Genomic DNA, 24213 nt, shown 5'->3' with positions numbered 1-24213 from the left:
GCATCAGTTTTAAACCTATTTTAAATAATGGTGCGATATTAAATTTGATGGTTTTATTTTGTTGTATAAACAAGGCTTAGCTTTATTATTAATTATGTCATCTGACAGTTTCTTATTTCCTTAATAGTAAACATTAATATGGAAGATATAATTATGCCAAATAATAAATCAGTTGAGTTATTAAAGAATCAGAAAGGAAAAGATAAGTGCCCACCTAATAAGCTAGCTTTATACACTAATATTAATTATAACAATTCAGAACTTGGCGATATTCTTCTTATCTCTCCCAACATTCAACTTGATCAACAAGAGTTAGCATCGTATGGGTTTGATGTTGGTCATCATGATGGGGTTTCTTGTGTTGTTAATAATATGGGTCAGTCAGCCACTCTCGTTGCTGGGCTTAATCTTGATGGGGAAATACTCAAAGTCCTTGCGATGACATCAATCCCTTCTCTTGTTGATTACGGTTGGAATGATGCGACCCGCTCAGTGGTTTCTGCTCCCGTTGAACTAGTGGAGCTTGTGATATCGTCTCAAAATCCAGCTGAATTAAAATTAGGCCAACAAGAGCACTTTGAATTTAAAATAGAAAATAAAAGCGGTGTCGATGTCCCTGATGTAACGTTGGATATTACGTCTAAGAATAGTGGTGTAGTTGAAATTATTTCCTATCCTAATACGGTTAATCTCCCTGCAGGAGCCATAACGACAGTTGAGGTATTAGTCGATGGAAAGGGGCTGGGTAATACTGAGTTAAGCGTACGAATTAATACGCCAATCGGTTTTATTAATCAAAACAATAATACTTATAGTGTGACAGCAAAAGTGAATGGCGTTGTGAATTTAACACTGATGGTTGATAGGCAAGTTACTTTACTGAGGGGGATCACAAAGCGCATACCATTAAAGATCACTAATAAAAGTGAAATACCAGTTAATGGTGCTGTCATTGAAGCTGAATCAGAGAATGAATTACTTATGAGAGTGAGTGACATTGACCCGATAGTCAATATTGATGCAAATGATTCGACAGTGATTGATATCCCACTCAATACAAGTGTATCACGAGTGGGAAGCACAAGGTTAATTTGCAGTATAACGCCTCCTGCCGGCTATGAAAATGAAGGCGACCATAATGTTAGTTCTAATATCATAGTCACTGCAGAAAAAGATTTAGAGGTCTTACAGAAATATCAGGCAAGTTGGGCTGGGGAAGGTGGTTATCTTTATAGTTATATGCTGACATTAATATCAGAAAATACACGGGTCACTTTATGGGAGTTATCCTTCCAATTACCTGCTGGAGCGAAAGTCTCCGAAAATTGGTATGAAAGCCAGAAAAATTGGTTAAATAAGAGGGAGTCTGGTGGGAATGTGATACTGAGTAATACTAGTGGGCATACAATTGACCCTGGTGTTGAACTCCCATTACAAATTCAGTTAGTTTATCCTAACCAAGCTGAAGCCTATGAATATATTTACAGCCTTCATCTTCGACAAATCAGATAAGGTGTTTCTCATTCAGTTGATACATGAGTATTGAGTGAGGGAATTTTCATTTGGTTGCTGTTTGTTATCTTGGTGAAAAACGGAATGTGTTGCACACATGTCATTATCAAGAATATATTTGCAAGCCGTATTGCGCTGCTATTAGAGATTAAATTTTTTTATAAAAAAGCCAGTCAGTTGAAAGTAACCTGACTGGCTTTTTAACATCAATTATTTATTGATTAGGCATTTTCGTTTTGTACTGCTTGGATAGCAGTTAACGCAACGGTATAAACGATATCATCAACTAATGCACCACGAGACAAGTCATTGACTGGTTTACGCATACCTTGCAGCATTGGACCAATAGAGACTAAGTCAGCAGAACGTTGTACGGCTTTATACGTGGTATTACCGGTATTTAAGTCTGGGAAGATAAATACGGTCGCTTTACCTGCAACTGGTGAATTAGGCGCTTTGGATTTAGCAACATCAGCCATTACTGCGGCATCGTACTGCAATGGGCCATCAATCATCAAGTCTGGACGTTTTTCTTGTGCTAAACGTGTTGCTTCACGTACTTTCTCAACATCACTACCAGCACCTGAATCACCTGTAGAGTAAGAAATCATCGCAACGCGTGGGTCAATACCGAACGCTTTTGCAGAATCAGCAGATTGAATAGCGATTTCTGATAATTGCTCTGCAGTTGGGTCTGGGTTGATAGCACAGTCACCATAAACAAATACTTGTTCAGGTAATAGCATAAAGAAGACGGAAGAAACTAATGAACTGCCCGGTGCTGTTTTAATTAATTGCAGCGGTGGACGGATAGTGTTGGCAGTGGTATGGACCGCGCCTGAAACGAGGCCATCAACTTCACCTTTTTCAAGCATCAGTGTCCCTAGGACGACATTATCTTCGAGTTGTTCACGAGCAACAACTTCAGTCATACCCTTGTTCTTACGTAGCTCAACCAAACGAGCGACATATTCTTCACGTACTTTGACAGGGTCAACAATTTCAATTCCTGTACCTAGCTCAATACCCTGCGCTGCAGCAACACGACGAATATCATCAGGGTTACCTAATAAAATACATGTTGCGATCCCGCGCTCTGCACAGATAGAAGCCGCTTTGACTGTACGTGGCTCATCACCTTCAGGAAGAACGATTCGTTTACCTGCTTTGCGCGCTAATTCCGTTAATTGGTAGCGGAATGCAGGTGGTGATAAGCGATTAGGGCGCTCAGAATCTGCAACCAGTGATTCAATCCAATCACTGCTAATATGACGAGCAACGTAGTTTTGAATTTTTTCAATGCGTTCATGGTCATCTGCGGGAACTTCTAAGCTAAAACTTTGCAGATTCAAGGATGTTTGCCATGTGTTGCTTTTTACCATGAAAACCGGAAGGCCCGTCTCAAACGCTTGTTCACACAGTTGACGGATTGGTGCATCGATATTGTAACCACCAGTGAGTAGTACAGCACCAATTTCAACACCATTCATCGCGGCAAGCGAAGCAGATACCAGTACATCAGGACGGTCTGCTGAGGTCACTAATAAAGAGCCTGGGCGGAAGTGCTCAAGCATGTGCGGGATACTGCGCGCACAGAACGTGACTGATTTAACGCGACGAGTTTTAATTTCACCTTCGTTAACAATTTCAGCGCCTAAGTGTTTTGCCATATCAATTGCACGAGTGGCAATTAAATCAAAATTCCATGGAATTGAAGCGAGCACAGGTAAATTTAATGACGCTAACTGTTTCGTATCAAGATTAGCAACAGTTGCTTTGGTGGAGTCATCAAAAATTTCAGACAAATCAGGACGCGTGCGACCTTGCTCATCAACAGGTGCATTTACCTTGTTAATGATAACACCGATAATGTTTTTATTACGTTGACCACCAAACTCATTACGGACAAGTTCTAAACGCTCTTGCATTTGTGTAATGTTACTATTACCAGTAGCAGTAACGAAAACAATTTCAGCACCCAATGTTTTGGCAATTTCATAGTTTAATGATTGAGCAAATGAGTGCTTACGGGTAGGAACAAGACCTTCAATAAGAATAACTTCTGCATTTTTTGTGTGCTCATGATAACGAGCAACAATTTCTTCCATTAAGACGTCTTTTTTCGACGAGGTTAGCAGCGATTCAACGTATTCCATGTTTAATGGTTCAACAATGGTAGTAATACTTGAATGCGAACGAAGTACTTCGGTAGTTTGGTCTTTATTGCCAGAGACGCGTGGCTGTGCGATAGGTTTGAAAACGCTTAATTGAACACCTTTTTGTTCCATTGAGCGAACGACACCTAGGCTAACGCTAGTTAAGCCAACGCTGGTGCCAGTAGGTATTAACATAATTGTACGGGACACGGGAACCTCTTTATTTCGGTTACTCTAATGACAAAACGATACCGCCAGCAGGTTGCTGGCGGTAGAAGTTGCTTATGCGGTTAAACGCGCAGTATCTTGGGCAATAACCAATTCTTCATTGGTTGCGATAACCAGCGCTGGGCGGCTTTGATCGGTAGTGATTAAACCTTCTTTACCGAAGCGTGCCGCTAAGTTGCGTTCGTGGTCATATTCGAAACCAAGGATTGCCAGTTTCTTCAAGGTGATTTCACGAACTTGTGCTGAGTTTTCACCAATACCACCTGTGAAGATGATAGCATCAAGGCGGCCTTCCATCAGTGCACTATATGCACCCACGTATTTCGCTAAACGATGGCAGAAAACATCCATTGCGCGAGTTGCGTCTTCTTGAGTGCCATAGTTGTCTTCAACATAACGGCAGTCGCTGGTCACGCCTGTTAAGCCAAGTAAACCTGATTCTTTAGTCAGCATTTTATTGATTTGTTCAACGCTCATACCTAAAGAATCATGTAAATGGAAAATGATTGCAGGGTCGATATCACCACTACGTGTTCCCATTACCAGACCTTCTAATGGCGTTAAGCCCATGGAGGTATCAACACATTTACCGTTAACAATCGCAGTCACAGAACCACCGTTGCCTAAGTGGCAAGTGATAACATTGAGCTCATCAACAGGCTTATTCAGTTTTTTTGCAGCTTCACGGGAAACATAGTAATGGCTTGTACCGTGCGCGCCATAACGGCGGATACTATGCTCTGAATAGAGTTCGTATGGCAATGCATACAGATAGGATTCTTGCGGCATGGTCTGGTGGAATGCGGTGTCAAAGACAGCAACATTTTTATTGACCAAGTGCGGGAATGATTTTCTTGCTTCTTCAATACCAATAAGGTGAGCAGGGTTGTGCAGTGGTGCGAATGGGATAGCCGCTTCAATACCGGCAATAACGTCATCAGTAATTAAAACCGAAGACGTGAATTTTTCACCGCCGTGAACAATACGGTGACCGATAGAAGTGATCTGCTCTGACAACTCTGGTTTTTCAGCAAGAATGGTGTTAACAATGAAATCCAATGCTTCGCTATGCGCCGCACCAGCACCTAAAGGAGCTTCCTTTTTAGCACCGTCCATTTTCCACTTAATACGAGCTTCAGGGAGGTTGAAGCACTCCGCTAAACCGGATAAAAATTCATCTCCATTAGTCGGATCGATGATGGCGAATTTCAGTGAGGAGCTACCGCAGTTTAAAACCAGTACCAGCTTACTTGACATGGAAATACCTATCGTTAATTGTTGTTGTGAAGCCTTTTGAAAAACATGAAAAGACTCAGATTAAAAATATATTGCTAGAGCCTAGCGTATTTATGACCTGAAACATCATGATTGATATCATGTTAAAGGCGAAAAAGTTAAAGATCGTGAGACCTTTAGGGGTTGATAAAGCAGGCGCTATCCTTTTTTGCAAAGGCATATAAAAGTAAACCTCTGCACCTAGTGTTGAAATAACGACCAAAAACCCCAATATATATAACTGTTGTCTATCTTCAGTTTCGAAGATGGATAAAGTTACAAAGTAACAAATGCAACAGCAATTCTAAATGTGGCAGATTCTACTAAAATTATTTTATATTTTATACGTTTTTTTTAAAAATAGAGACTTTGATTGATTAAAATCATAAGTGACGTATAAAGTGGTGTTATAGCACAGGGTTACATTGCTATTAGAATAGCTGATATTTAGTAAAGTGACTTAACTTAAGGTAAATGTAATGAAATAATTTCGTTATCTTAAATGTGCTATCATTTTACCATGGTGCAATCTACAAATTATTGCCTCAGTTTTTCAGAAGTCGATAGGAAACGTTTCATGAGTACATTACAAAGTACACCGCCCGGTTTTTTTAAACGCTTTAGATTAGGTAACCGCTATCTGAAGACCTTTCCTATGGAGAAAAAACTGTCGCCAATTTTCCCCGAAATTCGTATCAACAAAGCAGTTCGCTTTGGTATTCGTTTTATGCCGCCCATTGCAATTTTTACATTAGCATGGCAAATCGCGTTAGGTGGGCAATTGGGACCCGCCATTGCTACGGCTCTTTTTGCCTGTAGTTTGCCAATGCAAGGCCTATGGTGGTTAGGTAAACGTGCTGCGACGCCTCTACCATCTAGCTTGCTGAGCTGGTTTCATGAGATCCGTGATAAATTTACTGAAGCAGGAATTGCCATGGCACCGATTGAGCAGCAACCTGATTATATGGCGTTAGCTGACTTGCTAAAGCGCGCATTTAACCAATTAGATCGTTCCTTTATGGAAGATATTTAAGAGATAATTTCTATTAAAAGGTAGATTTAACAATAAGTAATGTAAAAAGGGTGTTTAGATCAATAAAAGTTGTGTTTTCACTGTCTATGATTAATGTTGAATGCGAAGATAAGCCATACTTTTTAGTGGGAGAACCATGATGGAAATGACTAACGCACAACGCTTGATCTTATCGAATCAATATAAAATGATGACCATGCTTGACCCTGATAATGCAGAACGTTATCGTCGTCTACAAACCATTATTGAACGTGGTTATGGGTTACAAATGCGTGAGTTAGACAGAGACTTCGGCCATTTAAGTGAAGATACCTGCCGTACTGTTATTGATATCATGGAAATGTACCATGCACTGCAAGTTTCTTATAGCAACATGGCTAACAAGGAAGAGATTGATGGCCGCCGTGTGCAGTTTTTGGGCTTTGATGCCGCAACAGAAGCACGTTATTTGAGCTACGTCCGCTTTATGGTAAATACAGAAGGGCGTTATACCCACTTCGACAGCGGGACGCATGGGTTTAACTCACAAACGCCAATGTGGGATAAATATGTACGGATGTTAGCGATTTGGCATGCTTGTCCACGCCAGTATCATCTTTCAGCGGTAGAGATTTCCCAGATCTTCAATGCTTAGTGCTCGTCGTATTTTGCGCTGTAGCGTTGTTGACTGCGTTCGGCTACTCGTCTCTGGTCGCTTAGCTACAGCACAAACTTCTTAGAGTAAATTTGTTCGTCATACTTCTACTTGGCGTCAAGGCGAATAATTTAGAGCAAATGAAATTAATAAGTATAAAAATTTCAAACTCAAACTCAAACTCAAACTCAAACTCAAACTTAAATTAACATTTCTTTTCTGTTTTAACTCTCCAGTGCACTCAAATCTAAGTCATTAACGCAAATCTTGATTATTTTTGTTATTGAGGTTGCGCATTGGCGTCTATTTAGCGTTAACTAAGAGATAGAATCGATTCAAGAACAAGAAAGGGGTAGACGTGAAATTAAAGGCAAAAGGGTTTCTATTTGATTTAGATGGCACATTAGCAGATTCGCTCGCAGTGGTTGAGCGTTGTTGGTGTAAGTTTGGTGAGCGTATCGGTAAAAGTGCTGAGGAAATTATTAGCTATATTCATGGGAAGCCAGCATTAACCAGTTTACGTCATTTTTTACCCGATGCGACTGAAGAAGAGGTCATGGATTATTTCCGCTGGTTAGAGAAAATGGAAAGTGAAGATATGGAAGGGGTGGTTGCCTTGCCGGGGGCTGTAGCGCTATTAACGCGTTTAAATGAAATAGGTGCACCTTGGGCAATCGTGACTTCAGGAACAGTGCCAATCGCTCATGGTCGTCAGCAAGCAGCGGGTCTACCGGAACCAAAACACTGGGTAACCTTTGAAAAGGTAACTAAAGGTAAGCCAGATCCAGAGCCATTTTTATTAGGTGCAAATGTACTTTCTTTATCGCCAAAATCCTGTATTGCTTTCGAAGATGCTACGGCAGGCATTCATTCTGCACTTAGTGCTGGCTGCCAAGTCGTTGCAGTCCATGCGCCAGAAGAAATGGCCCGTCGTGATGAAATTAATGTAATCATCAATTCATTGGCACAAATTTCAGTTATGGGCCCCGACAATAATGGGGATTATGAACTTTTAGTGTCTAATTCGGATTAATGATGATCTAATCAAAGAAATTCTCCGTAAAACATGGTTAACTAAAGAAAAACTTTAGCAATGTATTTTTTCGTCGAAAGGGGATATTTTGAACGGAGAATTGCTGTGGGTATTAACCTTACTGTTGATCGCGATAGTTTTATTTACCACAAATAAAATCCGTATGGATGTGGTTGCGCTATTAGTGATTGTCGCTTTTGTTCTGAGTGATACTTTAACACTTGAGCAAGCAACGGCAGGGTTTGCTGACCCTAACGTACTATTGATTGCGGCTTTATTCGTTATAGGTGACGGTCTTGTCCGAACTGGCATCGCATATCAAATGGGGGATTGGCTTGTTCGCGTAGCAGGAAGCAGCGAAAGCAAGATGCTGGTTTTTTTAATGCTCACCGTTGCGGGGCTGGGTGCATTTATGAGTTCAACAGGGGTGGTTGCTATCTTCATTCCAGTCGTTCTCAGTGTTTCTGCCCGGATGAAAACTTCCCCAAGCCGTCTGATGATGCCACTTGGTTTTGCAGGGCTAATGAGCGGCATGATGACATTGGTTGCAACGCCTCCGAATATGGTTGTTAACAGTGAATTGGTTCGTGAGGGGATTGAAGGCTTTAAGTTTTTCTCAATTACACCTATCGGTATTCTGATTTTATTGGCGGGTATAGCCTATATGTGGGTTACACGTCGCTGGTTAGGAAGCAACGAGCCAGACAAACTCCCTGAACGCTATCAGCGTAGTTTTCGTGATTTAATTCGTGATTATAAATTGACTGGTAGAGCACGCCGCCTCGCTATTCGCAAAGGCTCGCCATTAATAGGCCATACCCTTGATGAATTACACCTACGTTCTCGCTATGAAGCAAACGTAGTGGGCATTGAGCGCTGGCGTAAATTCCGTCGTGTTATGGTCAGTGCGACAGGGGGGACGGAACTGCGCGAACGTGATGTTTTATTGGTTGATATTTCGGTCAGTGATGATGAGTTGCGGCAGTTTTGCAGTGAGCAATTACTCGAACCAATGATTTTACGTGGTGATTACTTTTCTGACCAATCCCGCGATGTGGGAATGGCTGAAGTTTCCATGAACCCTGATTCAGAACTGCTTGGTAAAACGTTAAGGGACATTAAATTTCGTACTCGTTATGGGCTTAACGTCGTCGGGATCCGTCGTGATGGTAAAGCATTGGATGGAAAGTTGGTTGATGAACCACTAAGACTTGGCGATATCTTGCTGGTAATTGGTGATTGGAAGTTAATCCGTATTTTATCCACTAAACCACGTAATTTTATTGTATTAAACCTTGCTGCGGAAGTAGAAGCAGTTGCGCCAGCGTCATCACAAGCTCCCCATGCGCTATTTTGCCTAGCCCTAATGGTGGCAATGATGGTGACTAATGAAATTCCAAACTTTATCGCTGCGCTGATTGCGTGTTTGTTAATGGGTAAATTCCGTTGTATTGATATGGAAAGTGCTTATAAGTCTATCCATTGGCCAAGTATTATTTTAATCGTAGGGATGATGCCGTTTGCTATAGCTTTACAGGAAACAGGGGGGATTGCCCTTGCGGTTGACGCGTTGATGAAAGTTGCAGGGGGGTTAGGCCCTCATGTGATGCTGTTATGTCTCTTTATCTTATGCGCTACTATTGGTTTGTTTATCTCAAATACTGCAACTGCGGTGTTAATGGCCCCTATTGCGATTGCTGCCGCACGTCAAATGGAAGTTTCACCGTTGCCATTTGCTATGGTGATTGGGATTGCGGCTTCAGCTGCCTTTATGACGCCAGTTTCATCTCCTGTTAATACATTAGTTCTTGGCCCCGGCGGATATAAATTTGCTGACTTTTTGAAAATGGGAGTGCCATTTACTATTATTGTTATGTTAATTAGTGTGGCAGTTATTCCGATACTATTTCCTTTTTAAGCTCATAGAAATTAATTTTAGCAAAAAGCTCTAATCTATATTAGAGCTTTTTGCTATTAAAATTAATGATATTTTTAATATTTAATATATTTTAAAAGAAATTTTTTTGTTGATATTCTCTGTAATTCAATACATTTCAATTATAGGTGAATAAAATGAGTCAAAATGAATCATGGGGAGATGATAAATTCAATTATGGTTATTGTGACTTTGAAAATTATTGGGGGGAGACATTGTCACATGTTGAACTAACTCACTTCGTTGCAGGTTATTTTGATGTGACTAAAAAACTTGCTACGTCAATAAAACTATATGATATTCCAGATAAATCTGAGCTAAAAAAAGTATTTACCATATTATTTGAACGAAATAAAATAGATTCATATGATTTTTGGTCAATAAAATTTGTGACGAAGAAAGGGGAAGTATATAAAACTAAAGAGCCTTTACGTTGTACTATCTCTATTGATGACTCTGAATATGTAATACTAGGTATTAATGGGGATAAAAAAACATTTTATATTGCATTTTCTACTATGATAGGTTGCAATAAAAAGCTAGTGAAGGTTGAATAACCTTTTTTATAGAATAAACTCGAATCTAATTTGCTATTATTAGATTGGTAAATCAACAGATATATAAGTAGATATAAAATACTACTACTTATATATTAATTGCTGATTTCATCTAAAGATAAAGTAAAACTGGGTACGAAGGTTTTCATAAAATATTCCATCTCTGGGCTATTTCGTTCCGCTAACATTTTCTCTAGACGCCTTTTGGCTAATTTAAACTCACTATTCCCTGCGGACAGCTCTTCTAGACATTTTAAATAGGCACATAATGTATCTGCTTGTTTTACGATAAAATGCTCTTCTTCCGATTGTAAATCTTCAATAATTAATTCTTTAAAGTCGTCTTGTAATTCTTCAGGTAGCATGTCGATAAGCTTTTGTTGCGCAAATTTCTCTATTTTTTTATATTCATGGGCTATTTGTTGATTATGATACTTGATAGGAGTAGGGAGGTCACCGGTAATGACTTCACTGGCATCATGGTACATGGCAAGTAGTGCGATTTTCTCTGCGTTTACATTACCTGCAAACTTACGGTTTTTAATGATGGCAAGTGCGTGAGCGACCATAGCAACCTGTAAACTATGCTCAGAGACATTTTCAGTACGTACATTGCGCATAAGTGGCCAGCGGTGGATCAGTTTCATTCTAGCGAGATGGGCAAAAAAGTAGCTCATAATTCCTCTTCATATTGTTTGTAGGCCATAGAAATTATATCGAAAATAGAAGTAAAGTGATATCAGTTTATTGTTTTTTTAATTAGTTATTTCTAAAATATAAAATAAATAACATTCAATTATCAATCGCAATCCGAATATCTATTTTGGAACTTTTTAATTAATATATTAATTATATTGAATTATAATATTAAAAAAATATAATGGACTTTTAAATAAGAAATAAAGGGGCAATATGAAATACTTTCCATTTATATTATTGGGGTTTTTCCTTGTGGCAATCTATTTTATTTCTATTATTTGATAATCAAAATAATACAGTCAATAAAAGATGATGAAATGTAAAATTTAACAAGCCTCCAAATAGGAGGCTTTATTTTTGGAATAACTAAAATACCATATTACTGGCGATAACCTTCTAAGAAACGGCCAAATTTATTAATCGCCATTTCTAAATCATCTGCATAGGGTAGCGTGACAATTCTAAAATGATCAGGTTCAGGCCAGTTAAATGCAGTGCCTTGAACTAATAGCACTTTTTCTTGTAATAACAAGTCTAAGATCATTTTTTGGTCGTCATGAATATTAAAGCGTTTAATATCAATTTTTGGGAACATATACAGCGCCCCCTGAGGTTTAACACAAGAAACCCCTGGAATTTGGTTAATCAGTTCCCAAGCGCGTTCGCGCTGTTCATATAGGCGACCACCTGGCTGAATAAATTCGCTAATGCTTTGATAGCCACCGAGAGCCGTTTGAATGGCATGTTGCATAGGGACGTTGGCACATAAACGCATTGAGGCTAACATTTCTAACCCTTCAATATAGCCTTTAGCATGCTTTTTAGGACCATTTAGTACCATCCAACCTTGACGGAAACCAGCAACGCGGTAGGTTTTTGATAAACCATTAAACGTGATGGTTAATAAATCCGGTGCTAATGCTGCGATTGAATGGTGGACTGCACCATCATATAGAATTTTATCGTAAATCTCGTCCGCATAAATGATGAGATTATGTTGTCGAGCAATTTCGACGATTTCCATCAACAGGTCTTTGCTATATACAGCACCTGTTGGGTTATTGGGGTTGATAACAACGATACCACGGGTTCTTGGTGTAATTTTTTTGCGGATATCTTCGATATCTGGCATCCACCCTTGTTGTTCATCACACATATAATGAACGGCTTTCCCACCAGATAGGGAGACGGCGGCGGTCCACAGAGGGTAGTCAGGTGCAGGGACAAGCATTTCATCCCCATTATTAAGTAACGCTTGCATTGCTTGCACAATGAGTTCTGATACCCCATTACCAATATAGACATCTTCAACGGTCATTTCATGAATACCGCGAGCTTGGTAATGTTGAACGATAGCTTTACGGGCAGAATAGAGCCCTTTTGAATCACAGTAACCTTGTGAACTAGGCAAATTGCGTAGAACATCAACGAGAATTTCATCAGGCGCTTCAAAGCCAAATGGTGCCGGGTTACCAATATTCAGTTTGAGAACTTTGTTCCCTTCTTCTTCTAAGCGCTTAGCTTCTTTTAACACAGGCCCGCGAATGTCATAGCATACATTATCGAGTTTATTAGATTTGGTTAGATTATTCATTGTTCTCTCATTACCCTAACGGGGTTACTTTGGTAGGGACCGGCATTATTACCTTACTGTACTCTTCTGTCAGAAGCTTTTGAAGATGCTAGGTAATCTTTGGTGTAAAAGGTTGATTTGAGCATAAATGTAATACTTGGGCTCTGAATATATTCATTAAGTTAGCCTTACAGTCTAATTGTATGTTTTAAGTTGGAGTTTAATTTCGATAATCTTTAGGGTTTTAGTATAGAAATGGTAAAAATGAGGAAATCCTAGCTCTTAAAAGAAAAATTGTATCGAAATGTAATATTGATAATGGAATCATGAATACTGTCATAATTTATACGCTATAACGGCCTTTTTTTGTAATTTTTAGTGGGGTTTTGTTAGTAATATTGATTGTTTCGGCTGGTTTTTTTTAACTTAAAGTGCTTCATTTTATTGTAATTTATTGATTTTTAATGACATTAAAAAATAGTGAAATGATTTTTATAATGTGCTTACATTAAAATAATTGTGATTACATTAAATATGTTACTATTTAGGTGTACTAAACGAAGGGATTTTAATTAGCTTTTAAGAAGTATATTCCTTTTTTTAAATACATTTTTGATTTTTTGGAAGTATTCTATTTATCTCAGCTATTTTGTCGCTAATAAGCGCTATATTTGTGTTAAATAGGTAAAATAAAGAAAAGTAGAAGAGAAGTTATTGCAGATCTATGGATTAGAAATGCACTCACTTAGTAGTCGCACAAAACTCGCTGATTCTCATGGAGGAGAGCAGAAACACCAGGTTACATAATATTATATAAGAGAATGAACGATGATAAATTCCAATCGTCCCATTATGAACTTAGATCTTGATTTGCTACGAACTTTCGTTGCTGTCGCTGATCTAAATACATTTGCAGCCGCAGCGGCTGCGGTGTGTAGAACGCAGTCTGCGGTAAGCCAGCAGATGCAACGTTTAGAGCAATTAGTCGGTCGTGAGCTTTTCGCTCGTCATGGGCGGAATAAACTGCTTACAGCACATGGATTGCAATTACTCGGTTACGCGAGGCAAATTCTTCGTGCAAATGATGATGCAACTGCATCATTGACTTATAACGATGCAGAAGGTGAACTTCGTATCGGAGCATCAGACGACACTGTTGATATTTTGCTGCCATTTTTACTTAACCGGATAGCATCAGTATACCCACGAGTTGCTGTTGAAGTTCGCATCAAGCGAGCGCAATTTATTGAGTCAATGTTAGATAATCACGAAGTGGATTTAGCATTAACGACAACAAGGATTAGTCATCATCCTAAGACGGCATTAAGGACAGTACCTGTGTTATGGCACAGTGCTCCTGATTTCCAATTGCGCCCTAATGAGCCAATACCGTTAGTTGTTATGGATGAAACTAACCCTTATCGTAAACTGTGTACTAATGCGTTAGATGAAGCAGGGTTGCCATGGCATGTAGCCTATGAGGCTGCTTCTTTACCAGCTGTTCGTGCTGCTGTGAATGCAGAGGTTGGGGTAACTGCTAGACCAATGGAAATGCAAAATGCGGATTTACGTATTTTAAATGAATCAGATGGGTTACCTCGTTTACCTGATATTCAGTATTGGTTGTATAAAAATGCAGATGAACAGAAAGATTTTGTTTTAACGGTGTTTAGTGCCATCGAAAACAAAAAAATACCTTATGTTGCATCGTCAGCGAGTGAATTGGCTGATAGCAATGATGGGGAGAATTAAGTTAATCGTTTCGTCTAATTTAGCTTAATCATAATATATAATTTATTTATTTGTTTCGACGGTACTTCCAACCTGCTTGGAAGTACCGTTTTTTATATCATTTTATTAACTTACAAGTGATTCACTTGTTTGTGATCAATGCGTTACTGCTTATAGACAGATATTATTTTAACGGCGCATCAGGTGGAAAGAGCACAACTTACACAATCAAATTACAACGTGATAAAAAGTGGCAAGATAATCCTATTTGTGACTTGTTGCTGCTGAGCACAAACAAAATAATGCTTACTGACTGAAACGATTATTTCACGTTACCGTGTTTAATGTTCAATATTGGGAAACGGTATCAAGTAATCCTATTGAGTCAGTGTTTAAATAGTCAAAATGCTTTTTATCGTTATCAAGTTCAAATTTATCATTTTATTTCCGATTTTAGCTTATAAAAAAATCAATTAACCACTTAATAAGTATGGTTAAATATTGAAGAGCATGAAATAATTGTGATGTAGCTGGCATAACCTGAATTTCATTAGTTAGTTAATGATTTGTTATGTTATTAACAATTTTTTTTAGCAGAATTGGTAAAATAGCGCTGGTATGTCAGTTAGTTACTTAAATTAAACAATAAAAATGCGTTAAGGCTTCTTAAAGTTAAATTGAATGTGATGTAAACAAATTGAGTACTTTTTCAATAAAACTGTGCGTTAGATCAAATAAAAAGAGCAATTTTTCATCTGTTAAGACAGGTTTTTCCTGAGATAATGGTGTAGTAAAAACGAATAATCAGTTAAACTAGTTTGCGTCTTTACTTGTGTATCATTACACTGACACGTTTTAGCAGATTATGAGTACTTTTTGTTATTTTAGTGTTTTTAGTCTGTGAGGTTTTTGTAACAAATACGGGTTATTTTACCTAATTTGGGTAAAGTAAATTGTAATGAGAGAGGACAAACCAAACGCGGTCAACAGACTGATTTAAGTTTGGTGATCTTTTAGTTGGTGATCAATGTTTGGTCTTTCTTCTCGATTAACTGGGCAATTGTGGTGCAATACTGCCGTGTTGTAAAAAAGAGCAGTTTACGCACCATAAGTAATGAGTAAGCAACGAGTATGTCTACATCAATCCTAGCGTTAGCCCATAACTGGGCGTTTGCGATATTCCTTATCGGCACTATCGGTCTGTGTGCTTTCATGCTGGTCGCAGGTCACTTCTTGGGTAGCCGCGCCAAAGCCAGAACAAAACATGTCCCTTACGAATCAGGTATTGATTCGGTCGGTAGTGCACGTCTTCGTATGTCAGCTAAGTTTTACTTAGTCGCCATGTTCTTCGTTATCTTCGATGTTGAAGCCATGTTCCTATTTGCATGGTCAGTCGCCATCCGCGAAGCTGGCTGGGTAGGCTTTATCGAAGCCGCTATCTTTATTTTGGTATTGTTGGCGGGATTGTTTTATTTAGTTCGCGTTGGAGCATTGGATTGGACACCAGTCCGTTCTCGCGGAAAAGTAAAGCATCCTAGTGAAGTTATTAAAATCAGCAATCGTCATCCGCAGTAAAAAGCGAGGCATTATACAATGGATTATACGCTCACCCGCATAGATCCGAACGGTGAGAACGACCGTTACCCACTGCAAACTCAGGAGATCGTAACTGATCCACTGGAGCAGCAAGTTGAAAACAGTGTGTACATGGGGAAACTTTCTCATGCACTTCACGATGTTGTTAACTGGGGGCGCAAAAACTCTCTATGGCCCTATAACTTTGGCCTTTCATGTTGCTATGTAGAAATGGTGACTTCGTTCACGGCTGTTCATGACGTAGCCCGCTTTGGTGCGGAAGTACTACGTGCTTCTCCTCGCCAAGCCGACTTCATGGTCGTTGCAGGCACATGTTTCACTAAAATGGCGCCTGTTATTCAACGTCTGTATGACCAAATGCTTGAACCAAAATGGGTTATTTCCATGGGTTCATGTGCTAACTCTGGTGGTATGTATGACATTTATTCTGTTGTACAAGGCGTCGATAAATTTATCCCTGTAGATGTGTATATCCCAGGTTGCCCACCGCGCCCAGAAGCCTATATGCAGGCTCTGCTTCTGTTGCAAGAATCTATCGGTAAAGAGCGTCGTCCGCTGTCTTGGGTCGTTGGTGACCAAGGGGTTTACCGTGCCAACATGCAATCAGAAAGAGAAAGAAAGCACGGTGAACGTATTGCAGTGACGAACCTGCGTACACCAGACGAAATTTAAGGCTTAAAGCCATACAGCGTAACAGAGCAATGTTGTTGCGAAATAATAAACCTGATCAAGCGTTATGGTGAAGAATGATGACAGATCAGATAGCGCAAGCGAGTAGTACCCAGCCAGGATGGCAGACACAGGAACATTTAAATGACCCTGTGCTTCTGGAACTGCGCAATCAATTTGGGCCGGATGCCTTTTCTGTTCAAGCAACCCGCACTGGTATGCCAGTGGTTTGGGTTCGTCGTGAACAATTACTGGAAGTTGTAGATTTTCTAAAGAAACTACCAAAACCGTATGTCATACTATTTGACTTACACGGGGTAGATGAACGCCAAAGAATCCACCGTCAAGGCCTGCCTGAAGCAGACTTTAGTGTTTTCTATCACATTATTTCTATTGACCGTAACCGCGATATTATGTTGAAAGTCGCTCTTAATGAGAAAGACCTCAACGTACCTTCTATGGTTTCGCTGTTCCCAAATGCAAATTGGCATGAACGTGAAGTGTGGGATATGTTTGGGATCACCTTCCAAGGTCACCCAAATTTACGTCGCTTACTGATGTCGCCAAGCTGGGAAGGTCACCCACTGCGTAAGGATTATCCTGCGCGTGCAACTGAGTTCGACCCCTTTGTTCTGACTAAACAGAAACAAGATCTGGAAATGGAAGCTTTAACTTTCAAACCAGAAGAGTGGGGCATGGCACGTGGAAATGAAAATGAAGATTTCATGTTCCTGAACTTAGGGCCAAACCACCCATCATCACACGGTGCATTCCGTATTGTACTGCAACTTGATGGTGAAGAAATTATCGACTGTGTGCCTGATATCGGTTACCACCACCGTGGTGCTGAGAAAATGGGCGAGCGCCAGTCATGGCACAGTTACATTCCTTACACTGACCGTATTGAGTACCTCGGTGGGTGTGTGAATGAAATGCCATACGTGTTAGCCGTTGAAAAATTGGCTGGCATTGAAGTGCCTGACCGCGTAAAGACCATTCGCGTCATGCTGTCTGAATTATTCCGTATTAATAGCCACTTGCTATACATCAGTACTTATATTCAAGACGTCGGCGCAATGACACCTGTATTCTTTGCGTTTACTGACCGTCAAAAAGTGTACAACGTGATTGAAGCTATCACTGGGTTCCGTATGCATCCAGCTTGGTTCCGTATTGGTGGTGTTGCACACGACTTACCGCGCGGTTGGGAAAAGTTGCTGCGTGAGTTACTTGATTGGCTGCCGAAACGTTTAGAGTCTTATGTCACGTCTGCACTGAAAAACTCCATCTTAAAAGGCCGTTCTATTGGTACAGCAATGTACAACAAAGAAGAGGCATTGGCATGGGGTGTGACAGGTGCGGGTTTACGTGCTACAGGCGTTGATTTTGACGTGCGTAAATGGCGTCCATATTCAGGTTATGAAAACTTTGAATTCGATATTCCTATCGCTCACAACGGTGACTGCTATGACCGTGTGATGATCAAAGTTGAAGAGATGCGCCAGAGTATCCGTATTCTTGAGCAATGCTACAAGAATATGCCAGAAGGCCCATTCAAAGCCGACCATCCATTGACGACGCCGCCACCAAAAGAGCGTACGTTACAGCACATTGAAACCCTGATTAACCACTTCTTGCAAGTGTCTTGGGGGCCAGTGATGCCTGCGAATGAATCATTCCAGATGGTTGAAGCCACGAAGGGGATCAACAGCTACTACCTGACCAGTGATGGCAGCACGATGAGCTACCGTACACGTATTCGTACGCCAAGCTATGCTCACTTGCAGCAAATCCCTGCGGTTATTCGCGGTAGTTTAGTTTCAGACTTAATCGTCTATCTGGGTAGTATCGATTTTGTAATGTCGGATGTGGATCGCTAACCATGCATAATGAACATGATAAACACAATCAACTCGATGTGGTGAATGTATTCGAACCTCAAGCTCATCATGGCTTTGTTTTAACTGACGAAGAGCGTGCAGAAATAGAAGGTGAGAAACATCACTATGAAGATGCGCGAGCAGCATCTATCGAGGCACTGAAAATTGTGCAAAAAAACCGTGGCTGGGTTGAGGACGGTGCGATCTATGCTATCGCTGACGTCTTAGGTATCCCCGCTAGTGATGTTGAAGGTGTGGCAACATTCTATAGCCAAATCTTCCGTCAACCTGTTGGACGCCACATTATTCGCTATTGCGACAGTGTTGTTTGCCATATTACTGGTTATCAGGGTTTAGAAGCTGAAATCATTAAACAGCTGAATATTCGCCCTGGCCAAACAACAGCCGATGGTCGCTTTACATTGCTGCCAACCTGTTGCTTGGGTAACTGTGATAAGGGTCCGACGATGATGATCGATGAAGATACTCACAGTTATGTGCAGCCTGAAAATATTCAAAAATTACTGGAGCAGTATCCATGACAAATTCTGTTAATCCAGTGATCCGTACTGCTGAAACTCATCCCCTAACATGGCGTTTGCGTGATGACAATCAGCCTGTTTGGTTAGATGAGTACCGCAGTAAAAACGGATACAAAGGTCTTGAGCGTGCGCTCAAAGGCATGGCACCGGATGAAGTTGTTAACCTTGTCAAAGACGCTGGCCTGAAAGGGCGTGGTGGTGCGGGGTTCTCAACAGGCCTGAAATGGAGCCTGATGCCAAAAGACGAAAACATGAAACTGCGTTATTTCTTATGTAATGCGGATGAAATGGAACCGGGCACCTACAAAGACCGCTTATTGATGGAGCAACTGCCTCATTTGTTAGTTGAAGGGATGATCACGGGAGCATATGCACTAAAAGCTTATCGTGGTTATATCTTCCTACGTGGTGAGTATGTTGAGGCAGCTCAACACTTGCGCCGTGCCATCGAAGAAGCGAAAGCTGCGGGCCTGTTAGGAAAAAATATCCTCGGTTCGGGGTTTGATTTCGAGCTATTTGTGCACACCGGTGCTGGGCGTTATATCTGCGGTGAAGAAACTGCACTGATTAACTCTTTAGAAGGTCGTCGTGCTAACCCGCGTTCTAAACCACCATTCCCTGCAACATCAGGTGCTTGGGGTAAACCAACTTGCGTAAATAACGTTGAAACTATCTGTAACGTGCCGGCTATTTTAGAGCATGGTGACCAGTGGTACATCGATTTAAGCGCAGGTAAGAGTAAAGACGCGGGCACTAAATTAATGGGCTTCTCTGGGCGTGTGAAAAATCCGGGTCTATGGGAATTACCATTTGGTACAACGGCACGTGAAGTATTAGAAGATTACGCAGGTGGTATGCGTGATGGTTTAAAACTTAAAGCATGGCAGCCGGGTGGGGCAGGGACAGACTTCCTGACCAATGACCACCTCGACTTACCAATGGATTTTGAAAATATTGCCAAAGCCGGTAGCCGTCTTGGTACTGCATTAGCAATGGCGGTTGATCATGAAATCAACATGGTTTCGTTAGTTCGTAACTTAGAAACCTTCTTTGCACGTGAATCCTGTGGTTGGTGTACGCCATGTCGTGATGGATTGCCGTGGAGCGTGAAAATTTTACAAGCACTGGAAAAAGGCGAAGGCCAACCGGGTGACATCGAAACATTAGAGCAACTTTGCCGTTTCTTAGGTCCGGGTAAAACATTCTGTGCTCACGCACCGGGAGCAGTCGAACCGCTGCAAAGTGCCATCAAATATTTCCGTGATGAATTTGAAGCGGGTATCTCGCAAAAAGATCTGCGTAACATCGTGCAGATTGCGGGTATCCAACCAAACCTGCTCAAGCAGCGTTGGTAATTATTTAGCGATTGAGCAACCGCTAAAGAGATTTTTCACGAAGAACGTATTTTTGATTAACGCCTGCTTTATGCGGGCCTTTGGGAAGCATGCTGACTATGGCTACAATATATGTAGACGGCAAAGAATATGACGTAAACGGGTCTGAAAACCTGTTACAAGCCTGTCTTTCTCTCGGGCTAGATATTCCTTATTTTTGCTGGCATCCGGCGCTGGGAAGCGTTGGCGCTTGCCGCCAGTGTGCGGTTAAGCAATATCAGAACGCGGATGATACTCGCGGTCGCCTAGTAATGTCTTGTATGACACCGGCAACGGAAGGTACCTACATCTCAATTGATGATGAAGAAGCCAAACAATTCCGTGAAAGTGTTGTGGAATGGCTGATGACCAACCACCCTCACGACTGCCCAGTCTGTGAGGAAGGCGGTAATTGCCACCTACAAGATATGACGGTGATGACCGGTCATAATATGCGTAAATATCGTTTTACGAAACGTACACACATTAACCAAGACTTAGGGCCGTTCATTAGTCATGAAATGAACCGCTGTATCGCTTGTTACCGCTGTGTGCGTTATTACAAAGATTACGCAGATGGCACGGACTTGGGGGTTTATGGGGCACATAACTATGTGTATTTCGGTCGTACAGAAGACGGTACGCTAGAAAGTGAATTCTCAGGTAACCTAGTTGAAGTCTGTCCGACAGGGGTCTTTACCGATAAAACGCACTCTGAGCGCTATAACCGTAAATGGGACATGCAATTTGCCCCGGGTATCTGCCAACAGTGCAGTATCGGTTGTAATACTAGCCCTGGTGAGCGCTATGGTGAAATCCGCCGCATTGAGAACCGTTATAATGGTTCAGTAAACCACTATTTCCTATGTGACCGCGGTCGTTTTGGTTATGGCTATGTCAACCGTAAAGACCGTCCACGTCAAGCTGTGTTAAATAAAAATGGCGTAAAACAGGTTATATCGGCTATTGAGGCAATGCAAAGCGGTGCGCAAATTATCAATCAAGCGAAGAAAGTGATTGGTATTGGTTCACCACGTGCAAGCATCGAAAGTAACTATGCGTTACGAGCACTTGTCGGTGCAGAAAACTTCTATTCAGGTGTTTCTTCGAGTGAGCAACGCCGTTTAGCGCTGATGCAAAATATCCTGCAAAATGGCGGTATTTATACGCCAACACTGCGTGAAGTGGAAGGTTACGATGCGGTGCTGGTACTGGGTGAAGATTTAACTCAGACAGGTGCGCGTATGGCGTTATCTGTACGTCAAGCGGTGAAAGGTAAAGCACGTGAAATGGCGGCAGCACAAAAAGTCGCTGACTGGCAAATCGCGGCAATCATGAACATTGGTCAACATGCGAAATACCCACTGTTTATCACCAATGTGGATGATACCCGCTTAGATGATGTCGCCGCATTTAATTACCGTGCTCCTGTGGCTGACCAAGCACGTTTTGGTTTTGCTATTGCCAACATGATTAATGGCGATGCACCAGCAGTGAATGACTTACCTGCAGACCTCAAAGCGAAAGTTGAAACCATCGCACAAGCGCTTTCAAGCGCGAAAAAACCACTGATTATCAGTGGTAGCCATAGTGCTAGTGAGGCGATGATCCAAGCCGCGGCTAACGTGGCATTTGCACTAAAAGCGAAAGGTGCGCAGGTGGGCTTATCTTACTTAGCCTCTCATGCAAACAGTTTTGGTTTAGCAATGATGGACGCACAGCCATTAGACAGCGCATTAGCTCGCATTGAAGCGAACGAAGCGGATGTGGCTATCGTTATCGAAAACGACCTGTACCGTCATAGCAATGTAGATGCGGTTAATAGCGCATTAGCGAAGCTGAAGCATTTGATTGTTGCTGACCATCAGCAAACCGACATCATGGATAAAGCAACATTAGTTCTGCCAGCAGCAAGCTTTGCTGAAGCAGACGGTACGTTGATTAACCAAGAAGGTCGGGCACAACGTTTCTTCCAAGTCTTCGACCCAACTTATTACGACAAAGCTATCGTGATGAACGAAAGCTGGCGCTGGATGCATTCATTGCAAACTGAAGCACAGGAACGTGATGCAGACTGGTCGCAACTTGACCATGTGATTGCTGATTGTGTTGCTACACTGCCACAATTTGCAGGCATTGTTGATTCTGCACCAAAAGCCTCTTTCCGTATCCGTGGTCAAAAACTGGCACGTGAACCTCATCGTTACAGTGGTCGAACAGCGATGCTGGCTAACCAATCTGTTCATGAGCCTCGTCAACCGCAAGATATTGATTCTCCATTTGCTTTCTCAATGGAAGGGAACAACAGCCCAACGGCACCACGTCAGCAAATTCCATTTGCTTGGGCGCCGGGTTGGAACTCACCACAAGCGTGGAATAAATTCCAAGCAGAAGTGGGGGGCCATTTGTTATTTGGTGACCCAGGTGTGCGTTTGTTCAATTCAACAGAAAGTAAATTGGCTTACTTCACTGATATTCCAGCAGCTTATCAAGCGACTGAAGCTCAATGGGTGGTGGCGCCGTATTACCATCTGTTCGGCAGTGACGAAATGTCACAGCGTTCAGACGTGATCCAACAGCGTATGCCTGAGCCTTATATCATGCTGAATGCGCAAGATGCAGAGTCACTTGGTTTGACAGCAGGAACAAAAGCTGAATTTAGCCATGCAGGTCAAGCATTTAACTTAACTGTACGCCTCAGTAATCACCTATCGACTGGTCAAATTGGTTTACCATTAGGGATGCCGGGTATCGCACCTGTTCTGGCTGGCGTGTCAGTCAATAATCTGCGGAGGGGAGCATGATGGATTGGATTTCTCCTGAAGTAATGGAAGTCCTTATTTCCATACTTAAATCTGTCGTCATTTTATTGGTTGTTGTGACTTGTGGAGCCTACATGAGTCTGGGAGAGCGCCGTATTCTCGGTCTGTTCCAGAACCGTTACGGCCCTAACCGTGTTGGTCCGTTTGGGATGGGCCAGTTAATCGCGGATATGTTCAAAATGCTGTTTAAAGAAGACTGGATCCCACAGTTCGCGGATAAGAAAATCTTTACGCTAGCGCCAGTTATCGCATTTTGCTCATTATTCCTTGCATTCGCCATCGTACCTGTTAGCCCAACTTGGCACGTGGCAGACCTGAATATTGGGATTTTATTCTTCCTGATGATGGCGGGTCTAGCGGTGTATGCGGTGTTATTCGCTGGTTGGTCAAGTAACAACAAATACTCTTTATTGGGGGCGATGCGTGCGTCAGCACAAACCGTGAGTTACGAAGTGTTCTTAGGCCTTTCTTTAATGGGCGTGGTTGCACAAGCAGGTTCATTCAACCTGATTGATATTGTTAACTCCCAAGAAGGCATGTGGAACATCATTCCTCAGTTCTTTGGCTTTGTAACTTTTGCGATTGCAGGTGTTGCGGTATGTCACCGTCACCCGTTTGACCAACCAGAAGCAGAGCAAGAGATTGCGGATGGTTATCACGTTGAATACTCAGGGATGAAGTTCGGTCTGTTCTTCGTTGGTGAGTATATCGGTATCGTAACGGTCTCTGCTCTGATTGTGACGCTGTTCTTTGGTGGCTGGCATGGACCATTCTTGCCGTCATTCTTGTGGTTTGCGATTAAAACTGCGTTCTTCATGATGATGTTTATCTTGATCCGCGCTTCTTTGCCGCGTCCACGTTATGACCAAGTGATGTCTTTCGGTTGGAAAATTTGTCTGCCGTTGACACTGCTTAATCTGCTGGGTACCGCAGCAGTGATTTTATACAACGCTCAGTAAGGGGT

18 protein-coding genes are annotated in these 24213 nt (G+C 41.5%); 14 read left to right on the top strand and 4 right to left on the bottom strand.

Features of this window, described 5'->3' with window-relative positions:
- Positions 1 to 153 precede the first annotated feature (153 nt).
- Complete coding sequence (locus tag ACPEH5_RS13055) at positions 154 to 1512, top strand: hypothetical protein (RefSeq protein ID WP_166686857.1); 1359 nt, start codon at positions 154 to 156, stop codon at positions 1510 to 1512.
- 221 nt (positions 1513 to 1733) lie between these two features.
- On the opposite strand, the gene pta is transcribed toward ACPEH5_RS13055, so the two are convergent.
- Together pta and ackA are read right to left on the bottom strand one after the other, a co-directional pair.
- Positions 1734 to 3878 (bottom strand): phosphate acetyltransferase, encoded by a 2145-nt coding sequence (gene pta, locus ACPEH5_RS13050; RefSeq protein WP_048607517.1) that lies wholly within the window; start codon positions 3876 to 3878, stop codon positions 1734 to 1736.
- 72 nt (positions 3879 to 3950) lie between these two features.
- The gene (gene ackA / locus ACPEH5_RS13045; RefSeq protein ID WP_042844458.1) at positions 3951 to 5153 is read right to left on the bottom strand and encodes an acetate kinase; all 1203 of its coding nucleotides are present in this window, start codon (positions 5151 to 5153) and stop codon (positions 3951 to 3953) included.
- A 595-nt stretch (positions 5154 to 5748) separates the two neighbouring features.
- Here ackA and yfbV point away from each other — a divergent pair.
- From yfbV to ACPEH5_RS13020, 5 genes are all read left to right on the top strand, one after another.
- Entirely contained in the window at positions 5749 to 6204 is a 456-nt protein-coding gene (gene yfbV / locus ACPEH5_RS13040; RefSeq protein WP_042844455.1) for a terminus macrodomain insulation protein YfbV, read from the top strand.
- Positions 6205 to 6343: 139 nt separating this feature from the next.
- Positions 6344 to 6838, top strand: coding sequence for a YfbU family protein (locus tag ACPEH5_RS13035; RefSeq protein WP_042845353.1), 495 nt, complete (start codon positions 6344 to 6346; stop codon positions 6836 to 6838).
- Positions 6839 to 7196: 358 nt separating this feature from the next.
- A complete protein-coding gene (locus tag ACPEH5_RS13030; protein ID WP_042844454.1) occupies positions 7197 to 7871 on the top strand; it encodes a sugar phosphatase in 675 nt (224 codons plus the stop codon).
- 88 nt (positions 7872 to 7959) lie between these two features.
- A complete protein-coding gene (locus ACPEH5_RS13025; RefSeq protein ID WP_048607515.1) occupies positions 7960 to 9789 on the top strand; it encodes an SLC13 family permease in 1830 nt (609 codons plus the stop codon).
- A gap of 155 nt (positions 9790 to 9944) precedes the next feature.
- Entirely contained in the window at positions 9945 to 10364 is a 420-nt protein-coding gene (locus ACPEH5_RS13020; RefSeq protein ID WP_048607514.1) for a hypothetical protein, read from the top strand.
- 95 nt (positions 10365 to 10459) lie between these two features.
- Here the strand turns inward: ACPEH5_RS13020 and yfbR are convergent, their stop codons facing one another.
- Entirely contained in the window at positions 10460 to 11041 is a 582-nt protein-coding gene (yfbR, locus tag ACPEH5_RS13015) for a 5'-deoxynucleotidase (protein ID WP_042844450.1), read from the bottom strand.
- A 401-nt stretch (positions 11042 to 11442) separates the two neighbouring features.
- Positions 11443 to 12657: a pyridoxal phosphate-dependent aminotransferase gene (locus ACPEH5_RS13010; protein WP_042844448.1), complete on the bottom strand. Its 1215-nt coding sequence runs from the start codon at positions 12655 to 12657 to the stop codon at positions 11443 to 11445.
- 807 nt (positions 12658 to 13464) lie between these two features.
- On the opposite strand from ACPEH5_RS13010, the gene ACPEH5_RS13005 reads away from it, so the two are divergent.
- The 8 genes from ACPEH5_RS13005 (at position 13465) to nuoH (ending at position 24208) form a co-directional block, all read left to right on the top strand.
- Positions 13465 to 14388 (top strand): LysR family transcriptional regulator, encoded by a 924-nt coding sequence (locus tag ACPEH5_RS13005; protein ID WP_042844447.1) that lies wholly within the window; start codon positions 13465 to 13467, stop codon positions 14386 to 14388.
- 1110 nt (positions 14389 to 15498) lie between these two features.
- A complete protein-coding gene (locus tag ACPEH5_RS13000) occupies positions 15499 to 15942 on the top strand; it encodes an NADH-quinone oxidoreductase subunit A (protein ID WP_004259806.1) in 444 nt (147 codons plus the stop codon).
- Positions 15943 to 15960: 18 nt separating this feature from the next.
- A complete protein-coding gene (locus ACPEH5_RS12995; protein ID WP_004912254.1) occupies positions 15961 to 16635 on the top strand; it encodes a NuoB/complex I 20 kDa subunit family protein in 675 nt (224 codons plus the stop codon).
- Positions 16636 to 16709: 74 nt separating this feature from the next.
- Positions 16710 to 18512 (top strand): NADH-quinone oxidoreductase subunit C/D, encoded by a 1803-nt coding sequence (gene nuoC / locus ACPEH5_RS12990; RefSeq protein ID WP_423727041.1) that lies wholly within the window; start codon positions 16710 to 16712, stop codon positions 18510 to 18512.
- A 2-nt stretch (positions 18513 to 18514) separates the two neighbouring features.
- A complete protein-coding gene (gene nuoE, locus ACPEH5_RS12985) occupies positions 18515 to 19054 on the top strand; it encodes an NADH-quinone oxidoreductase subunit NuoE (protein ID WP_042844444.1) in 540 nt (179 codons plus the stop codon).
- Positions 19051 to 20409: an NADH-quinone oxidoreductase subunit NuoF gene (gene nuoF / locus ACPEH5_RS12980; RefSeq protein ID WP_042844442.1), complete on the top strand. Its 1359-nt coding sequence runs from the start codon at positions 19051 to 19053 to the stop codon at positions 20407 to 20409. The genes nuoE and nuoF overlap by 4 nt, the downstream gene beginning before the upstream one ends.
- A gap of 98 nt (positions 20410 to 20507) precedes the next feature.
- Entirely contained in the window at positions 20508 to 23231 is a 2724-nt protein-coding gene (gene nuoG / locus ACPEH5_RS12975; RefSeq protein ID WP_173424803.1) for an NADH-quinone oxidoreductase subunit NuoG, read from the top strand.
- Positions 23231 to 24208, top strand: coding sequence for an NADH-quinone oxidoreductase subunit NuoH (gene nuoH / locus ACPEH5_RS12970; RefSeq protein ID WP_042844440.1), 978 nt, complete (start codon positions 23231 to 23233; stop codon positions 24206 to 24208). The genes nuoG and nuoH overlap by 1 nt, the downstream gene beginning before the upstream one ends.
- Positions 24209 to 24213 lie beyond the last annotated feature (5 nt).

This window comes from Providencia sp. NPDC089933, from assembly GCF_049545585.1.
Lineage (GTDB): Bacteria > Pseudomonadota > Gammaproteobacteria > Enterobacterales > Enterobacteriaceae > Providencia > Providencia huashanensis.
This window is presented reverse-complemented; position numbering and strand designations above follow the sequence as displayed.

Coding starts and splice junctions, on each gene's coding strand:
- ACPEH5_RS13010 (WP_042844448.1), bottom strand. CDS start 12,657: ATGAATAATCTAACCAAATCTAATAAACTCGATAATGTATGCTATGAC.
- ACPEH5_RS13035 (WP_042845353.1), top strand. CDS start 6,344: ATGGAAATGACTAACGCACAACGCTTGATCTTATCGAATCAATATAAA.
- ACPEH5_RS13020 (WP_048607514.1), top strand. CDS start 9,945: ATGAGTCAAAATGAATCATGGGGAGATGATAAATTCAATTATGGTTAT.
- yfbR (WP_042844450.1), bottom strand. CDS start 11,041: ATGAGCTACTTTTTTGCCCATCTCGCTAGAATGAAACTGATCCACCGC.
- nuoE (WP_042844444.1), top strand. CDS start 18,515: ATGCATAATGAACATGATAAACACAATCAACTCGATGTGGTGAATGTA.
- ACPEH5_RS13055 (WP_166686857.1), top strand. CDS start 154: ATGCCAAATAATAAATCAGTTGAGTTATTAAAGAATCAGAAAGGAAAA.
- nuoH (WP_042844440.1), top strand. CDS start 23,231: ATGGATTGGATTTCTCCTGAAGTAATGGAAGTCCTTATTTCCATACTT.
- yfbV (WP_042844455.1), top strand. CDS start 5,749: ATGAGTACATTACAAAGTACACCGCCCGGTTTTTTTAAACGCTTTAGA.
- ACPEH5_RS12995 (WP_004912254.1), top strand. CDS start 15,961: ATGGATTATACGCTCACCCGCATAGATCCGAACGGTGAGAACGACCGT.
- ACPEH5_RS13000 (WP_004259806.1), top strand. CDS start 15,499: ATGTCTACATCAATCCTAGCGTTAGCCCATAACTGGGCGTTTGCGATA.
- ACPEH5_RS13005 (WP_042844447.1), top strand. CDS start 13,465: ATGATAAATTCCAATCGTCCCATTATGAACTTAGATCTTGATTTGCTA.
- ackA (WP_042844458.1), bottom strand. CDS start 5,153: ATGTCAAGTAAGCTGGTACTGGTTTTAAACTGCGGTAGCTCCTCACTG.
- nuoC (WP_423727041.1), top strand. CDS start 16,710: ATGATGACAGATCAGATAGCGCAAGCGAGTAGTACCCAGCCAGGATGG.
- nuoG (WP_173424803.1), top strand. CDS start 20,508: ATGGCTACAATATATGTAGACGGCAAAGAATATGACGTAAACGGGTCT.
- nuoF (WP_042844442.1), top strand. CDS start 19,051: ATGACAAATTCTGTTAATCCAGTGATCCGTACTGCTGAAACTCATCCC.